This is a genomic window from Amycolatopsis sp. M39 (assembly GCF_001651785.1).
Lineage (GTDB): Bacteria > Actinomycetota > Actinomycetes > Mycobacteriales > Pseudonocardiaceae > Amycolatopsis > Amycolatopsis rubida.
The window spans coordinates 174,795-191,444 of record NZ_LWSF01000008.1 but is presented as its reverse complement, the minus strand read 5'-3'; the positions used below and the strand labels follow the sequence as shown (position 1 = coordinate 191,444).

General features: G+C 68.9%; 15 protein-coding genes. 5 read left to right on the top strand and 10 right to left on the bottom strand.

Annotated features, from left to right (window positions below; genetic code table 11):
* Positions 1 to 187: 187 nt before the first annotated feature.
* The 8 genes from A4R44_RS21315 to A4R44_RS21280 form a co-directional block, all read right to left on the bottom strand.
* The gene (locus tag A4R44_RS21315) at positions 188 to 538 is read right to left on the bottom strand and encodes a hypothetical protein (RefSeq protein ID WP_067583425.1); all 351 of its coding nucleotides are present in this window, start codon (positions 536 to 538) and stop codon (positions 188 to 190) included.
* Positions 539 to 689: 151 nt separating this feature from the next.
* Positions 690 to 1,445 (bottom strand): LytTR family DNA-binding domain-containing protein, encoded by a 756-nt coding sequence (locus A4R44_RS21310; RefSeq protein ID WP_067583422.1) that lies wholly within the window; start codon positions 1,443 to 1,445, stop codon positions 690 to 692.
* The gene (locus A4R44_RS21305; protein ID WP_067583419.1) at positions 1,442 to 2,491 is read right to left on the bottom strand and encodes a sensor histidine kinase; all 1,050 of its coding nucleotides are present in this window, start codon (positions 2,489 to 2,491) and stop codon (positions 1,442 to 1,444) included. The genes A4R44_RS21310 and A4R44_RS21305 overlap by 4 nt, the downstream gene beginning before the upstream one ends.
* 99 nt (positions 2,492 to 2,590) lie before the next feature.
* Positions 2,591 to 3,592 carry an ABC transporter substrate-binding protein gene (locus tag A4R44_RS21300; RefSeq protein ID WP_067583416.1) on the bottom strand — a complete coding sequence of 334 codons (1,002 nt, stop codon included), beginning with the start codon at positions 3,590 to 3,592 and terminating at the stop codon, positions 2,591 to 2,593.
* Positions 3,593 to 3,623: 31 nt separating this feature from the next.
* Positions 3,624 to 4,667, bottom strand: coding sequence for an ABC transporter permease (locus A4R44_RS21295; protein WP_067583413.1), 1,044 nt, complete (start codon positions 4,665 to 4,667; stop codon positions 3,624 to 3,626).
* Entirely contained in the window at positions 4,664 to 5,428 is a 765-nt protein-coding gene (locus A4R44_RS21290; RefSeq protein WP_067583410.1) for an ATP-binding cassette domain-containing protein, read from the bottom strand. Before A4R44_RS21290 ends, A4R44_RS21295 begins: the two co-directional genes overlap by 4 nt.
* A 5-nt stretch (positions 5,429 to 5,433) precedes the next feature.
* Complete coding sequence (locus A4R44_RS21285) at positions 5,434 to 6,471, bottom strand: class I mannose-6-phosphate isomerase (RefSeq protein WP_067583407.1); 1,038 nt, start codon at positions 6,469 to 6,471, stop codon at positions 5,434 to 5,436.
* Positions 6,468 to 7,451 carry a LacI family DNA-binding transcriptional regulator gene (locus tag A4R44_RS21280; protein WP_067583404.1) on the bottom strand — a complete coding sequence of 328 codons (984 nt, stop codon included), beginning with the start codon at positions 7,449 to 7,451 and terminating at the stop codon, positions 6,468 to 6,470. The genes A4R44_RS21285 and A4R44_RS21280 overlap by 4 nt, the downstream gene beginning before the upstream one ends.
* Positions 7,452 to 7,768: 317 nt before the next feature.
* Between A4R44_RS21280 and A4R44_RS21275 the strand changes: the two genes are divergently transcribed.
* From A4R44_RS21275 to A4R44_RS21265, 3 genes are all read left to right on the top strand, one after another.
* Positions 7,769 to 11,017, top strand: a complete 3,249-nt coding sequence (locus tag A4R44_RS21275) for a GH92 family glycosyl hydrolase (RefSeq protein ID WP_095213495.1) — start codon at positions 7,769 to 7,771, stop codon at positions 11,015 to 11,017.
* A 75-nt stretch (positions 11,018 to 11,092) separates the two neighbouring features.
* Positions 11,093 to 13,480 (top strand): GH92 family glycosyl hydrolase, encoded by a 2,388-nt coding sequence (locus tag A4R44_RS21270; RefSeq protein ID WP_067583401.1) that lies wholly within the window; start codon positions 11,093 to 11,095, stop codon positions 13,478 to 13,480.
* A gap of 315 nt (positions 13,481 to 13,795) precedes the next feature.
* Positions 13,796 to 14,164 carry a DUF3817 domain-containing protein gene (locus tag A4R44_RS21265; RefSeq protein ID WP_067583398.1) on the top strand — a complete coding sequence of 123 codons (369 nt, stop codon included), beginning with the start codon at positions 13,796 to 13,798 and terminating at the stop codon, positions 14,162 to 14,164.
* 77 nt (positions 14,165 to 14,241) lie between these two features.
* On the opposite strand, the gene A4R44_RS21260 is transcribed toward A4R44_RS21265, so the two are convergent.
* Positions 14,242 to 14,742, bottom strand: a complete 501-nt coding sequence (locus tag A4R44_RS21260; RefSeq protein ID WP_067583395.1) for a MarR family winged helix-turn-helix transcriptional regulator — start codon at positions 14,740 to 14,742, stop codon at positions 14,242 to 14,244.
* A 71-nt stretch (positions 14,743 to 14,813) separates the two neighbouring features.
* Here A4R44_RS21260 and A4R44_RS21255 point away from each other — a divergent pair, with 71 nt between their 5' ends.
* A complete protein-coding gene (locus A4R44_RS21255; RefSeq protein ID WP_067583392.1) occupies positions 14,814 to 15,119 on the top strand; it encodes a thiamine-binding protein in 306 nt (101 codons plus the stop codon).
* A 1-nt stretch (position 15,120) separates the two neighbouring features.
* Here A4R44_RS21255 and A4R44_RS21250 read toward each other — a convergent pair whose 3' ends face one another.
* Positions 15,121 to 15,528, bottom strand: a complete 408-nt coding sequence (locus A4R44_RS21250) for a hypothetical protein (RefSeq protein WP_067583389.1) — start codon at positions 15,526 to 15,528, stop codon at positions 15,121 to 15,123.
* A 155-nt stretch (positions 15,529 to 15,683) separates the two neighbouring features.
* On the opposite strand from A4R44_RS21250, the gene A4R44_RS21245 reads away from it, so the two are divergent.
* Entirely contained in the window at positions 15,684 to 16,604 is a 921-nt protein-coding gene (locus A4R44_RS21245) for a tetratricopeptide repeat protein (protein ID WP_198545383.1), read from the top strand.
* Positions 16,605 to 16,650 lie beyond the last annotated feature (46 nt).

The following is a 16,650-nucleotide window of genomic DNA, read 5'->3' as shown; positions in this document are numbered from 1 at the left end:
CTCCTCGAATCAGTGCGAATCTCCAGGTCGCGCCGGACATTACTGCCGCGAACGCAACGGGTACCGCCGAAGGGGGCAAACCGTGTCCGGTTCGTCGCCTCCGTGTTCCGCCACGCCGGGCGGCGGAACACGCGCCACGCCGGGCCGACGCACCCAATGCCACATCGGAGCGCTGCGGGCACTGGGCTCACCGATCGTCCTCGATCTTTTCCGCGCGGCGCAGCTGCCACCACGAGAGCCCGGCCAGCACCGGATACGGCAGGACCGCGATCAGCAGCCAGGACAGCGGAATTCCCCACAGTCGCACGCTGTCGAGCGACGGGGCGAGCGAGAACAGCACCGGCAGACCCAGCACCAGCACGAACATCGCCACCAGCGCGGGGATCCCGCGCCTGCGCTGGATCCGGTACAGCACCGCCGCGCGTTCCGCTTCCGGCGCGCGCAGGCGCGGCATCCGCCACCGGCCGCGTTCGAGCCGCCGCGACCGGGCGAGCCTCGTCTGCGGGCTGGTGACGGCGACGCGTTTGGTGCGGCTCACCGGACACCCCGCGCAACCCTCGTGAGCGGCAATCCCGGTCCTAACCGCGATTGCCGCTCACGAGGTGTGGGCAGGTGGACGGCTGGCGTCGTGAGTGCTGGCACCGGTTCTAACCGCGATTGCCACTCACGAGCGGTGCGGCGCGGGCGGCTCACCGGGCACTCCCGAGCTGCCCGCGCTGCGCCGCTTCCAGCAACCGGTCCCGGAGATCCCGCGCATGCCGTCGGCTCACCGGCACGTCCCCGGCCTCGGTGTGCGCCAGCAACCCGCCTGTCGTGTCGCTCCGCAGTTCCAGCACCGCACTGACCGCGAGCAGGAATCCGCGGTGCACCCGGGTAAACCCAGTGCCTTCCCAATATTCTTCGAGCCGCGAGATCGGCATCCGCACCGGGTGCACGCCGTCGCGCGTGTGGAGCCGGACGTAGTCGCCGTTGGCTTCGGCGAACAGCACGTCGTCGCGCCGGACGTACCGCGTGCGGCCGCCGGAATCGACCGGCAGCGCGGCCATCGCGTCCGGAGCGGACTGTCGACGGCCGCTCGGCACCAGCCGCGTCACCTTCGCGAGTGCGGCGGAAAGCCGTTCCGTGCGCACCGGCTTGAGGAGATAGTCGACCGCGCCGATGCCGTACGCGGTCACTGCGTGCCCGTCGTGCGCGGTGACGAACACGATCACCGGCGGTTCGGACAGTTTCGCCAGCAGCGACGCGAGTTCGAGCCCGTCCAAGCCGGGCATCGAAATGTCGAGGAAGACCGCGTCGAAATGGTCTGCCTGCAACAGTTTCAGTGCCTTCAGCGCATCACTCGCGCCGACGACCTCGCCGACCTCCGGCGCCTCGCGCAGCATCCGGCACAGTTCGTCCAAGGCCGGCGCGAGATCGTCGACCGCCAGCACCCGCAGCCCGCTCACGGCAGCACCCCCGGCTGGAACCGCGGCACGCGCAGCACGACCCGGGTGCCTTCGCCGGCCGCCGTTTCCACGGTCAGCCCGTACCAGGCCCCGTACACGGTGCGCAATCGTCTGTCCACATTGGCCAGTCCGAGTCCGGTGCCGTCGCCGCTGCCCGCGAGGATGGCCGCGGCGCGCTCGGGCTCCATGCCGACCCCGTCGTCCTCGACGCTGATCACGCAGTCGTTCCCTTCCGCCTGTCCGTGCACCTGGACGAGCCCGGTGCCCGACCGCGGCTCGATGCCGTGCCGGATCGCGTTTTCCACGAGGGGTTCGAGTACCAGGTACGGCACCGCCACCGCAAGCACTTCCGGCGCGACCCGCACCTGCACCTTCAGTCTTTCGCCCAGCACCGCCCGCTGCAGCGCGAGATACGTTTCCACCGCGCGGAACTCCTCCGCGACGACGGTGTACTCGCCGTGCCTGGAGAGGCTGTAGCGGGTGTAGTCGGCGAAATCGAGCATCAGATCGCGGGCGCGATCCGGTTCCGACCGGACGAACGAGGCGATCACGGTGAGCGCGTTGTAGACGAAATGCGGCGACATCTCCGCCCGCAGGGCCCGGAGTTCGGCTTGCGCGGCCTGGTCCGCCGAAGCTTCGAGCCGACCCCGCTCCAAAGACTGCACGACCAGGTCCGCCGCCTGCCGCGTCACCGCGCCGGGCACCTCGCCGACCAGCAGCAACGCGCCCGTCAGCTCGTCGTGGACGTGCAACGGAACTGCCGTCACGCCACGCGAGGTGATCGGCTCTTCCTGATGCAGCACGTCGTCCAGGATTTGGGACACCGCTTCGTCGGCGCCGGGGCGGCCGGACCACATCAAGGCGCCGGACAAATCCGCGAGCCCCAGCCCGGCGACGTCGAAAAGCCGTCGCAGACCGTGTGCGGCGCGTCGGGCACGGACTCCGGACAGGCCGTCCTTGAGGTCGTCGGCGACTTTCCGCGCCGCGCCGAGCACGCCGACGGCGTCCGGGCGGGAGCGCCACGGCAGCCGGGCACTCTCGGTCATCGACGGCCTCCCCTCGGGTACCTGGGGGAGTAGATAGTAGCGCCGAACACGGCGAAGGGGACTTTCCGTGCGGAAAGTCCCCTTCGGCCGGACCTTAAGCTAGCACTTCTGCTTGTAGAAGTACTTCGAACTGGCGTCCAGATCGTCCTTGGTGATCGAGTGCAGCTGCGCGGTCAGGTCCCGCTCGGTCGGCTTGCCCTCGAGCGCGGCCACCGCCTGGTCGACTCCCTTGGTGCCGATCTGCGCCGGGTCCTGCGCGATGAGCGCCTGGTACTCGCCCTTCTTCAGACCGTCCACTTCGGACGGGCTGGCGTCGAAGCCGACCAGGTTCACCTTGCCGATCTTGCCCGCGTTGCGCAGGCCGGTCGCCGCGCCCTCGCCGGTGTTGAGGTTGGTGGCGAAGATCCCGGCCAGGTCCGGCGTCGAGACCAGCGCCGCGGTCACCTTCGCCGCGGCTTGCTCCGGTTCGTTCTGGGTGAACTGGATGCCCGTCGACTTGAGGTTCGGGTGGTTCTTGAGCTCGTCCTCGAAGCCCTTCGCGCGGGCGGCGGTGGTGGAGGTGCCCGCGATGGTGTCGAGGATCAGCACCGATCCCGGCTTGTCGCCGACCAGCTTCGCCATGGTCTGCGCGGCGAGCTTGCCGCCCTCGGCGTTGTCCGAGGAAACCGACGACACCGCGACGCTCTTGTCCTTGAGCGAAGTGTCGACCTCGACGATCTTCGCGCCGCGGTTGCGCACCTGCTGGATCGGGGCGAGCATCGCCTGGTCGTCGGTCGGCGCGATGAGCAGCGCGGCGGGCGGATTGGAACCCATCGCGTTGACGATCGAGGTCTGCATGGCCGCGTCGAACTTCTGCGGGGCCTGCGTGGTCAGCTCGTAGCCGAGTTTTTTCGCTTCCTCCTGCGCGCCGCACTGCATTGAGATGTAGAACGGCTCCGCCTGCACACCCGGCACCAGTGCCAGCTTCTTGCTGTTCGCCGAGTTGCCGCCGGGCTGGTCCCCGGACCCGCTCTGTCCCACCTGCCCGGCGCCGCACGCGGCCACCAGCATCGCCGCGGATGCGAGCGTTCCCGCGGCGAGAACGGTTTTGCTGAACTTCATCGTAAGCACCTCTTTGTACTCGGGGATCGATTCAGCGGGAGTTGCGCTTGCGGCGATGGCGCTGGTCGAACCACACCGCCGCGATCAGGACCGCGCCGACCGCGATCTGCTGCCAGTAATCCTGCACGTGCGTGATGTTGAAGCCCTTCCGCAGCACCGCCGGGATGAACACCCCGATCACCGTGCCCAGCATGGAGCCGATGCCGCCGAAGAGACTCGTGCCGCCCATCACCGTCGCGGAGATGGAGTTGAGGTTGTCGGTGGCGTGCGCCGAGACCGTGGTCGACGCGTAATAGGCGAGCGACATGAAACCCGCGATTCCGGCGAGGAAACCGGTGAGCAGGTACACCTTCAGCAGGTGCGCGGTCACGCCGATGCCCGACCGCCGCGCCGCCTCGGCGTTCGAGCCGACCGCGTACGTGTAGCGGCCGAACCGCGTGGTGTGCAGCAGCCACGCGCCGATCAGCGTGATCACCACGGCCACCAGAACGAGGTTCGGGATCCCGCCGAACAGCGTGCCGTAGCCGAGGGTCTTGGTCAGCTGGGCGGGCACGGTGCGCACGTCCGACCCGTTGTTGAGCAGGAGCGACACGCCGAGTGCGGCGCCCATGGTGCCGAGCGTGACGATCAGCGGCGGGATGCCCGCCACCGCGATGAGGAATCCGTTGATCAGGCCCCAGACCGCCCCCGCGAGCACCGCGGCGACCAATCCGGCGAGGATCACGCCCCATCCGGCGTTCGAGGCGTCGCCGCCGCTGAGCGCTTCCATGGTCTTTCCCGCGACCATGCCGGCGAAGATCAGCACCGACCCGACGGACAGATCGATGCCGGAGGTGATGATCACGAAGGTCATGCCGACCGAAAGCACCAGCAGCACGGACGTTTCGATCAGCAGCGTCTGGAAGGTGAACACCGTCGCGAACTCGGCCGGGGCGATGGCGGTGAAGACCGCGATCAGCGCGATCAGCACCAGCGCGATCCAGAATGTGTTGGCTCCGACGAGCCGTTTCCCCAGCGGCGGCTTGACGAATTCGCCGTCCACAGTGGTCTGGATGTCCTTCGTGGGAGCGCTCATGCCGCCTCCTCCTGGACCAGCGCACCGGTCATGGCCGCGACGAGGTCTTCGAGTTTCGTGTCCGCACCGGTGAACCGGGCGACGCGCTTGCCCTGCAACAGCACCTCGATCCGGTCCGAAACCGACAGCACCTCAGGCATGTTGTGACTGATCAGCACCACTGCGATGCCCTTGTCCCTGACCTTCCTGATCACGTCCAGTACGCGTTCGCGCTGCCGCACGCCCAGCGCCGCGGTCGGTTCGTCCATGAACACGACCTTCGACGCCCACGCCACCGACCGCGCCACCGCGACGCTTTGCCGCTGCCCGCCGGACAACGAGCCGATCGACACTTCGCTGCTCTGCAGCTTGACGCCGAGCTTCTCGAACTCGGTGACCGCCTGGCGGCGCATCTCCGCCTTGTCGAGCATGCCGAGTTTGCCGAGGATGCCCTTGCGCGGGATTTCCCTGCCCAGGAAAAGATTCGCCGCCGGGTCCAGCTCCGGCGCGACGGCGAGATCCTGGTACACGGTCTCGATGCCCGCCCGGCGCGCGGCCACTGGCGAATCGAGGCGGACTTCCTTGCCGTCGAGCAAGATCCGGCCCGACGTCGGCTGTTCGGCTCCGGACAGGCACTTCACCAGCGTGGACTTGCCCGCGCCGTTGTCGCCGATCAGCGCGGTCACCTCGCCCGCGCGCGCCTGGAAAGACGCACCGCGCAAGGCTTCCACCGATCCGTAGTGCTTGGTCAGGTCCACCGCGTCGAGCAGGATCTCGCTCATCGGCGCTAACTCCTTTCCGGGGCGGGCGGGCGGCAGCGGACGACGGTGAGCGAGCCGGACAGTTCGGTCTGGCCCGCGGAGAACGGCACCGCGTAGGTGTCGCCCTTGGCCACCGGGAACTCGCCGCCGTGCTCGGTGCGCAAGGTGCCCTCGCCGTCGAGCGCGACGAGCACGCTGAACGACGGGTCGAGGGAGAACACGTCGCCGGACAACTGAATGCGGTCCGCGCGGAAGAACTCCGCCGAGTCCGGCGCGAGCAAGTCCACTGTGGTCGCTTCGTCGCCGGAGGTGTGCTTCACGATCGTCTTGAGCCGGTCGTCGTCCCAGCCGGAGGTGTCGAGCGTTTCGATCGCGGTGTCGAAGCCGATTCCGAGGTGGCCCTTTTCCGGCGAGGCAAGGAAATCACGCCACTCCAGAGTCAGCGAGAAGTCCGTCGGCTGCTGGAGCTCGACCACGAACACGCCCTCGCCGATCGCGTGCGGCAGCCCGGCCGGGATGTAGACCGTGTCGCCCGCCCGCACCGGAATGCTGTTGAGCGCGCCCAGCATGCTCGGCGCGTCCTGTTCGCGGGTCCACTCGGCGACGGTTTCCTTGCTCAGCGTCTCCCGGAAACCTGGGTACACGCGCGGGTCGTCGCCGTAGGTGCCGACCACGATCCACGCCTCGGTCTTGCCGAAGTGCGAGTCGAAGTGCTTGCGGGCGAAGGAATCCGACGGGTGGAAGTGCACCGGAAGCCGCTGTCCGGCGTCGAGCAGCTTGACCAGCAGGCCGGTCGAGTCGCCGAGCTTGGCGACGTGCGCGGCGCCGAGCCACGCGTCCGCGTCCGCGCTGACCGCGTCGCGCAGCCAGATCCCGCTGGGCAGCTTGGTGAGACCGTTGGTCTCCTGGCCGAACATGGTGGTGACGGAACCGACCCAGTCCTCCGGCCCGAATTTCGAGTCGGTGCCGGTCGCGCCGCGCAGGGCGGCGATGGCGTCGCCGCCCCGATAGAACTGCGGCGGCTGGTTGGCCGGGAGCGCGACCGGTTCGAGATGCTTGGTCACAGGGCGGCCTCACCGGAACCGCGGGCGACTAGGTGCACGGGCAGAACTACCTTTCTCGGGGCGGACTGATCGCCCTGGATGCGGGCGAACAGCAGCTCGGCCGCTGCGTGCCCGAGGGCGCTGACGTCGTGGGCGATCACGGTGACCGGCGGGTCGAGCAGGTCCGCCAGTTCGAAATCGTCGAAGCTCACCAGCGCGGGCCGGTGCTCGGCGTGCGCGAGCGCGCGCAGCAGGTGCACCGCGACCCGGTTGTTGCCCGCGATCACGGCGGTGGCCGGATTCGGCCCGCCGATCAGCTTGCGCACGGCCTGGCCGACGGTTTCCGGTGTCGGCGTCTGCATCGCCACGAGGCTCTCGTCGTAGGAGATCCCGTTGCGCACACAGCCTTCCCGGAACCCGCGGAGCCGTTCGGCGGCGGTGAAGATGTCCGGGCTGTCGCCGAGGAACGCGATCCGGCGGTGGCCGTGCCGCACGAGGTGGCCGACCGCCTCGATGGTGCCGCCGAGGTTGTCCACGAGCACGGTGTCGGCCACGATGTCGCCGGCCGGCCGGTCGAGGAACACCACCGGCGTGCCCGCGCGCATTTCCGGCACGAGATAGCCGTGCTGCAGCCCGGCGGGCACGATCAGCAGCCCGTCCACCCGCCGCGCGCAGAACTCCAGCGACAGTTCGCGTTCGCGGTCGGAATTCTCGCCGGACGACCCGGTCAGCACGTGTCTGCCGAACGACGTCGCGATCCGTTCCACCGCGCGGTTCAGCTCGGAGTAGAAGGGGTTGCCGACGTCCTCGACGACCAGGCCGATGGTGCCGGTGGTCGAGCCGCGGCGCAGGTTGCGGGCGCCGAGGTTCCGGCGGAACCCCAGCTGTTCGATCGCGGCCACCACGCGTTCGGCGGTGTCCGGATGCACCGCGGGCTCGTCGTTGACGACCCGCGACACCGTTTTGATGCTGACGCCGGCCAGCCGGGCCACATCGCTCATCGTGGCCCGCCTGCTGGCGGGGCGGGGAAGCCCGTCCGCGTCCCGGCCCGAGTGAGACAACGTTGTCATAATGCGGGGGATTGGACACCATCCGCCCGCTCTGTGTCAATGGCCGCCGGTTGTCCTTGCCCCAGCCGACGAAGGCGCTGGTGCGGATGGTGGACATCGTTGTCTCGAATCGGACAGGCTCTCACCGCGGTCTTGACGATCCGGTGAGACATTGCCGAAGGTAGCCCGCATCGACGGTGCGCGACAAGGTTGTCATCGATGCATCGAGGTCGGTGACGGCGGGTTCGCGCCGGACAACTGGAGAGGCGATGGCGATGGCGCGAGCGCGCTGGAGAGCCGGACTGATCTTCCTGACCTCGGCGGTCGTGGCGGCGGTGGCCCCCGCCGCCCCCGCACTGGCCGATCCCGCGGCGGGCTCCGCGAAGACCGCGGACCTGGCGAAGTGGGTGAACCCGTTCGTCGGCACCCGGCCCGGCGGCGCGGACCACGGGACCGGCGGCGGCGCGGGCAACACCTTCCCCGGCGCGGTCGCGCCGTTCGGCATGGTGCAGTGGAGCCCGGACACGAAGAAATCCCAGCCGGGCGGCTATTTCTACGACGACAACACGATCACCGGGTTCAGCCTCACGCACCTTTCCGGCGCGGGCTGCACCACATACCAGGACCTGCCGTTCATGCCCTACGTCGGCGAGATCAGCACGTCGCCCGCGACCGATCCGGGCCGCTACACCTCGACCTTCGACCACAAGAACGAGCACGCGACCGCCGGCGCGTACGACGTCGCCCTCGACAACGGCGCGAAGGTCGAACTGAGCGCGACCCAGCGCACCGGCTCCGGCCGCTTCACCTACCCGGCGGGCGCGGCGTCGACGTTGCTGGTCAACACTTCCGGCTCGATCAACGGCACCGACGACGCGTCGATCAGCATCGGCAAGGACACCATCAGCGGCTGGGCGACCAGCGGCCGGTTCTGCGGCGCGAAGAATTCCTACCGGGTCTACTTCTCGGCGAAGTTCGACACCCCGTTCGAGGCGAGCGGGACGTGGAAGAACGGAGCGGTGACGCCGGGCAAGACCGCGGAGACCGGCGGGGCCAAGGCGAAGGTCGCGCAGCCCAACGGCATCGGCTCCACAATGGCGCGCCCAGCGAAAGCCAAGCCGCAGGACACGACGGTGAGCGGGCCGGGCAGCGGCGGGTACGTGACCTTCCCGAACCTCAACGGCGCGCAGGTCAACGTCCAGGTAGGACTGTCCTTTGTGTCCGTCGACGGGGCGAAGGCGAACCTGAAGGCGGAGAACAACGGCAAGAATTCGTTCGACCAGGTGGCCGCGTCCGCGCGGAAGGCGTGGAACGACCAGCTCGGCAAGATCCAGGTCAGCGGCGGCAGCGACGCCGACACCACGACGTTCTACACCTCGCTGTACCACTCGCTGGTCCAGCCGAACGTGTTTTCCGATGTGGACGGTCGCTACCCGGGCTTCGACGGGCGGATCCACCAGGCCGAACGCGGCCACGCGGTGTACACCAACATCTCCGGCTGGGACATCTACCGTTCCGAGGTCCCGCTGCTGGCCACGATCGCGCCGAAGCAGACCTCGGACCTCGTGCGCTCGATGATGGCCTTCGCCGAACAAGGCGGTTCGTGGGACCGCTGGACGGTGGCGAACGACTACACCGGCGTGATGAACGGGGACCCGTACCACATCATCGTTTCCAGCGCCTACGCGTTCGGCGCGCGTGACTTCGACGCGCAGAAAGCGTTGCTGCTCATGATCAAGGGCGCGACGCAGCCGACGCAGGGCTACACCGAGCGGCCGGGTCTGCAGGACTACCAGCGGCTCGGCTACGTGCCCGGCGCGGCGGCGGACACCTTGGAGTACACGAGCGCGGACTTCGCCATCGCCCAGTTCGCGAAGCGGCTCGGCGACAGCACCACGTACACGACGTTCATGAAGCGCGCGCAGAACTGGCAGAACCTCTACAACCCGGGCAGCGGACATCTGCAGCCGCGCAACGCGGACGGTTCGTTCTCCGGGAACTACGACCCGGCCAGCTCGCAGGGCTGGGTCGAGGGCAACGGCGCGCAGTACGACTGGATGGTCCCGTACGACCTCGCCGGTCTCGTGACCGCGTTCGGCGGCACCACCGCCACGCAGTCGCGTTTGGACACCTTCTTCACGAAGCTGAACGCCGGAACCCATGAGCCGTACGCGTTCCTGGGCAACGAGCCGAACTCGAACGCGCCGTACGTGTACTCGTTCGCCGGTGCTCCGGCGAAGACGCAGAACATCGTGCGCCGGGCGATGGACGAGCTGTACAACCCGCGTCCGGAAGGCCTGATCGGCAACGACGACCTCGGGCAGATGTCGTCCTGGTACGTCTGGTCCGCGCTCGGCGTTTACCCGGAGATCCCGGGCCGCGCCGAAACCGTGCTGACCACGCCGCGATTCGCGCACGCCGAGGTGACCACCGGAGCGGGCAAGAAGATCACCGTCAACGCTCCCGGCACCGGTGAGTACACCAGCAGCCTGAAGGTGAACGGCGGTGCGGCCAGCAAGGCGTGGCTGTCGGAGGGGCTGCTCTCGCAGGGCGGCAAGCTGGACTTCACTCGCTCGACGTCCGCGACCGCGTGGGGTTCCGCTCCGGCTGACGCACCGCCGTCGTTCCGCGAACAGGAGAAGCCGAGCCTGTCCTTTGTGGACCCGGCACGCGCGGTGGTGCCCGCTGGCACGACCTCGACCGCCTCGGTGGGCGTGCAGGATCTGTCCGGCACGGCGAAGACCTGGACCTACTCCACGGGCAGCGCGGACGGCATCACGCTCACGCCCGCGACCGGTTCCGTCCAGGTCCCGGCGGCGGGCAAGGGCCACGCTGAGGTGACGGTGAGCGTTCCGGCGGGCACCTCCGACGGTCCGCGCCGGATCCCGGTCACCTTCTCCTCTCCGGGCCTGGCGGACGTCCAGGCGGTGCTGACCGTCCTGGTGGCGAAGCCGAACAGCTGGCTGGCCACGGTGAACAACACGGGCCTGTCGCCGGACGCGAACTCGGCGGCCGGGAACTTCGACGGCGGCGGCTGGAGCTATTCGACGGACGCGCTGGCCAAGGCCGGTGCCAAGCCAGGCGGCACAGTGTCGAGCGACGGGCTGAACTTCACCTGGCCGTCGTTCCCGGCAGGCGATCCGGACAACGTCGTGGCCGCGGGCCAGACGGTCAACCTGACCGGTTCGGGACGGCTCGCGCTGCTCGGCTCCGCCAGCAACGGCAACGCCCAAGGCACGCTCACCGTCACCTACACCGACGGCAGCAAGTCCACCGCCACCGTCGGGTTCTCCGACTGGACCCTTGGCGGCGGCGGAGCGCAGCCGGCGTTCGGCAACCGGATCGTCCTGTCCACCCCGTACCGCAACTCCGCGGGCGGCGACCCGCAGCAGATCCGCACGATGGTGTTCGCCACCGCGCCGATCACGCTGGACGCGGGCAAAACCGTCGCGAGCGTGACACTGCCGAGCGGCGTCACCGGCGGCTCGATGCACGTGTTCGCCATCGCCGCGGGCTGACCTTCCGTGAGGGGAACCCTGAGGGAATCAGATTCCCTCAGGGTTCCCCTCACGGACTTTTCCCAGAGGAGTTCCATGAGGAGCAGGGTTTTGGCGGGTGCGATGGCGCTCGCTGTCACCGCGGCGGCGCTCACGCCCGTCGCGGCACAAGCGCGACCGGCCGATCCGCTGGACGCGGTGAACACGTTCATCGGCACGCAGGACGAGGGCAACACCTTCCCGGGAGCGTCCGCGCCGTTCGGCATGGTGCAATCCAGCCCGATCACCACGCATTACGCCGGATATCTCTACACCGACACCGCGATCCGCGGCTTCGGCCATTTCTTCCTGTCCGGCGCGGGCTGCTGGGAACAGGGCGGCCTGGTGTCCATGTTGCCCACCACCGGCGACATCGGCCCGGGCGCGGCGTTCGACACCAGCAAACCAGCGACCTTCGACCAAGCCAAGTACGCCGCGCCGTACACGCACGAAGGCGAGGTCGGCAAACCCGGCTACTACAAGGTGCATCTCACTGGCTACGGCGGCATCGACGTCGAAACGACGGCCAGCACCCGCAGCGGCGTTGAACGGTATTCCTTCGGCAAATCCGGTCCGGCGAACGTTTTCGTGAACGTCGGACAAGCCAACGCGAAGGAACCGGTCAGCGGCAGCAGCGTCCGGATCGTCGACGACCACACCATCGCGGGTACTGTCGAATCGCAGGCCTTCTGCGGCGGCAAGCCCTACACCACTTACTTCACCACGAAATTCGACCAGCCGTTCTCCTCCTACGGCACCTGGTCGCCGGACGGCGGCACACCCGGAAGCCGCTCGACACAAGGCGGTGCGGGCCTGCGCGGCGCGTGGCTGACCTTCCCGAAGGGCGGCCAAGTCACAGCCACCACGTCGATTTCCCAAGTGGACGCTCGCGGCGCGGACACGAACCTCGCCGCCTCGCGCGTCCGCCCGTTCGAGGCCGTGAAGAACGACGTGCAGCGCGCCTGGCGACGCGAACTGTCCAGTGTGGACATCACGGGCGGCAACCCGGACGACCGGACGGTCTTCTACACCTCGCTCTACCACGCCTTCCTGCAACCACTGACCGCGAACGACGCCGACGGCCGGTACTACGGTTTCGACAAGAAGATCCACCGCGCGATCGGCTGGACGTACTACGACTTCTTCTCCCTCTGGGACACCTACCGCTCGCAGAACCAGCTGCTGGCCCTGCTGAAACCGGACCGGGCAAGGGACATCGCGAAGAGCCTCCTCGCCATCCACGACCAAGGTGGCTGGCTCCCGCGCTGGGCGTACGCGAGCCAGGAAACGAACACCATGACGGGCGATCCGGTCACGCCGTTCCTGGTCGACCTGTGGCGGTTCGGCGCGCTGAGCGGCGACGAAATGCACGCCTACCAAGCGCTGTTGCAGAACTCCCGCGAGATCCCGCCCGCGTCGTCGCCGTTCCAAGGCCGCTCCGGCAACGCGAGCTACCAGGCCGGCGGATTCGTCCAGTACGACCCGGACTTCCCGAAGAAGGGCCAGGACACCGACCCGGCACACGGCGCGTCCGCGACCCTCGAATACGCCCTCGCCGACTGCTCCCTCTCGGTGATGGCCTCCGCGCTCGGCCGCAAGCAAGACGCGAAGCAACTGGCTGCCAAGGGCCGGACGTACTCGACGCTGTGGGATCCGTCCGTGACCGACCGCGGCTTCACCGGCTACTTCCGTCCGAAGGTCACCGGCGGCAGCTGGTACACCCCAGCCGACGGCCCGTACAGCCCGCAAGGCCAGGACGGCTTCCACGAGGGCACGGCGTGGCAGTACCAGTGGCTGGTGCAGCAGGACGTGCCCGGCCTGGTCGCGAAGATGGGCGGCGCGGCCAACGCGGGCAAACGGCTCGACGACTTCTTCGCCTACGACGACCTCGTGAAGGACCCGGCGAAGACCGCGCACGAGGAGTGGGTCGTCGGCCCGTACGACTATTACAAGCAGTTCCGCTACAACCCCAACAACGAGCCCGATCTGCACTCGCCGTGGATGTACACGCTCACCGGACAGCCGTGGAAGACCTCCGCGGTGGTGCGGGCCGCGCACACGCTGTTCACGAACGCCCCCAACGGCGTCACCGGCAACGACGACCTCGGCACGATGTCCGCCTGGTACGTCTTCAGCGCGCTCGGCCTCTACCCGGCCGTCCCGGGCACCGGCAACTTCGTGCTGAACGCACCGCGGTTCGCCAAGTCCGTGCTGCACCTGTCCAACGGCCGCGACTTCACCATCAACGCGCGCGGCGCGAACGGGGCGCAATTGCAGTACGTCTCCGGGCTGCGCGTCAACGGCACGGCGTCGGACAAAACGTTCGTCAGCCTCGAACAACTGCGCCGCGGGTCCACTCTGGACTTCACCCTGACGGCCGACGCGCCGAAGGCCACGTGGGGAACGTCACGCTCCTCCGCACCGCCTTCTCCTTGTGCCGGTTAGTGATCGCTGTAGGACAGTCGGTGAAGACCGCCTCCCGGATCCTGGGATCGGGAGGCGGTCTTCCCCGTTAACCGGGCATTTCCCGCCCGTTTTCCGCCCCTGCCCGAAATTGGTGCAGACCTTTGCCGCGATCGCTCGTGACCAGAGTCACGGGCCCCGGTGTTCCGGTGAGGCCGGTCACGCCTCACACTGGTCTCATACCCGTTCGACAGTGCTGTTGACGCCAGGCGGTTTCCGTCCGCCTTGGACAGTCGCGTCGGACGAGTTTTTTGTGTGTGCAGTCAGCACGCACCGGGTGACGCACAGGAGGATGTCGTGTCCAGCAAGGCCGCTCTCGTGTTCCGCGTGGCCGCAGTCGCCGAGGCCCTGTCCTGGCTCGGCTTGCTGATCGGGATGTTTCTCAAGTACGTCGTCGACGCGTCTAACGAGGGCGGCGTGCCCGTCCTCGGCATGGTGCACGGCGTCGTCTTCGCCCTGTACGTGATCGTCTCCCTGTCCGTGGCGAAGCCGCTGGGCTGGCGGGGCAAGACCCTGGTGCTGGCGCTGCTCGCGAGCATTCCGCCGCTGTTCACCTGGCTGTTCGAGAAGTGGGCCCTGCGCAACGGCAAGCTCGACGGCCCGCAGCGGCTGACCCACGGCGGCGTCGGCCTGTTCGTGCGCGCCGCGGAGCCGGTCAGCGCCTGACCTTCCGTTATCCCTCGCGCCTCGTGAGTGCTGGTCCCGGTGAGAACCGGGATTGCCACTCACGAGGCGCGAGTGCGTTACGAGGTGAAATCGCCCGCGGACTTGCGGACCTTGGTGAGCAGTTCGGTCAGCTGCTCCACCTGCCGCCCGGTGAGCCCGGTGAGCCCGAAATCGATGCCGGTGACCGCGGCGGTGGCGGTTTCCCGCAGCGCGCGGCCCTCCTCGGTGATCTCGACGAGCGTGGTGCGCCGGTCGGTGGGGTGCGGCACGCGCTTCACGAGCCCGTCGCGCTCAAGCCGGTCCACTATGTTGGTGACGCTGGTGGGATGCAGCTGCAGCCGTTCGCCCATCACCCGCATCGGCAGCCGCGCGTTGCGGGAGAAGGTGAGCAGCACTAGCGCCTCGTAGCGGGCGAAGGTGAGGCCGTGCGGCTTGAGAGCGCCGTCGACCGCGGACTGGATGATCTGCTGCACCCGCATCACACCGGTGACCGCGGCCATGGTTCCGGCCGGGCCGATCCGGTCTTCCCACAGCTGCGCGGCACGGGCGATCGGATCGAACGGCAGCGGACGGTTCATGGCAACCGAAGCTACCAGCGGGTACCCCGGTCGTGGGGGTCGCCCTGCGAGAACAGGGAAAGGAAGCCGGCATGATCGTCGCGTTCAGCGTGAGCCCCTCGGCGGGGGAACCGGACGGCGGAGTGAGCGAGGCCGTCTCGCGCGCGGTGAAGGTGGTGCGCGAATCGGGGCTGCCGAACTCGACCAGCTCGATGTTCACCGAGATCGAGGGCGAGTGGGACGAAGTCATGGCCGTGGTGAAGAAGGCGGTGGAGGCCGCGGGCGAGGGCTCGGCGCGCGTCGGGCTGGTGCTGAAGGCCGACCTCCGCCCCGGCTACGACACCGGCCAGCTCACCGCCAAGGTCGAGCGCGTGGAAGCGCACCTGCGCGAGGACTGAGCTACGGAATCGGCGGCGTGAACGCGACGGTCCAGCGTCCCTTGGCGCTGGTCACCGCGAGCCGGTAGCTGAACTGCTCGCCTGCCCCGGTTTTCCCGTGCACGATGGCGGTGGTGGGAGCATGCTCGTCCGGCGCGAGCTGCACGGAGATGTCGCGTGCGTTGCCGTCCTTGAGGACGCTGACGTAGTCCTTGGCGAGGTCGTCGCCGCCGGAGCCGGGGACGTCGAAGAGCCCGGCGAGCGCGTCCGCGTCCCGCCCGCTCAGCGCGGCGCTCAGCTCCGTGCGCAGCTCCGGCGGGGACGCCGCGCCGGGCGGGTCCTGGTGCGCGACGGTCACCGTGATGCTGGCGATCCACGCCACCGCGACCACGACGGCGACGGCCACCGTGACGTTGCGCCGGCTGAGCATCCTGCGGCCTCCTCGTTGTCCTCGCGCAGAGCATGCCTCAGTGAAGTGCTCATGCCAAAAGCGAACCTCGGGGCTGCCGCTGAACTGTCGTGGCGAGGCGTGCCAGGATGGAGGGCGTGACACACCCACGCGGATCTGCAGCGAACTCAGCGGCCATGTCCGCCGCGTTGTCCGGCGCGGTCGACCTGTCCGCGCTCAAAGCCAGGGCGGAGGCGTCCCGGAACCAGCCGCCTTCGGGGGCAGGACAGCCGGGCGGCGCGTCCGCCCCTCCGTCGGACACGGTGCTCGAGGTCACCGAGGCGACCTTCCAGTCCGTCGTCGAACTCTCCCTCAACCAGCTCGTGGTCGTCGACCTGTGGGCCGGGTTCTCCGAACAGTGCCAGCAGCTGACCGAGGTGCTGGAGCGGCTGGCGGGCGAGAGCGGCGGCGCCTGGGTGCTCGCGAAGGTCGACGTGGAGGCGAACCCGCGCATCGCGCAGGCGTTCGGCGCGCAATCGGTCCCGACCGTGGTCGCGATCGCGGGCGGCCAGCCCGTGGACGCCTTCTCCGGCGCGCTGCCGGAGCCGGAGATCCGCAAGTGGCTGGGCTCGCTGCTCGACGCCCTGCGCGACCGCCTGCCCGGCATCCGCGCGGCCGAAGAAGCCCGCGGCCCGGTCGAAGAACCGGAAGACCCGCGCTTCACCGAGGCCGAGGAAGCCTTCGAGCAGGGCGACTACGCCGCCGCGCAGGCCGCGTACGAGCGCATCCTGGACGCCGAACCGGCCAACGAACTGGCGAAGAACGCGCTGGCCCAGGTCAAGTTCACCGCTCGCGCCGAAGCCGCCGACCCGAGCGCCCGCGAGAAGGCCGAAGCCGACCCGAAGGACATCGGCGCCCAGCTCGCGGCCGCCGACCTGGACATCGCGGACCAGGACGTGGAAGGCGCGTTCCGCCGCCTGGTCGACGTCGTCCGCCGCACCGCCGGGGACGACCGCAACCGCGTCCGCGAACACCTGGTCGCGCTGTTCGAACTCTTCGACCCCGCGGACGAGCGCGTCGCGAAGGCCCGCCGCGACCTGGCGAGCGCGCTGTTCTGAGCTGACAAGAAGGGCCGCACCGGACAGTTCCGGTGCGGCCCTTTTC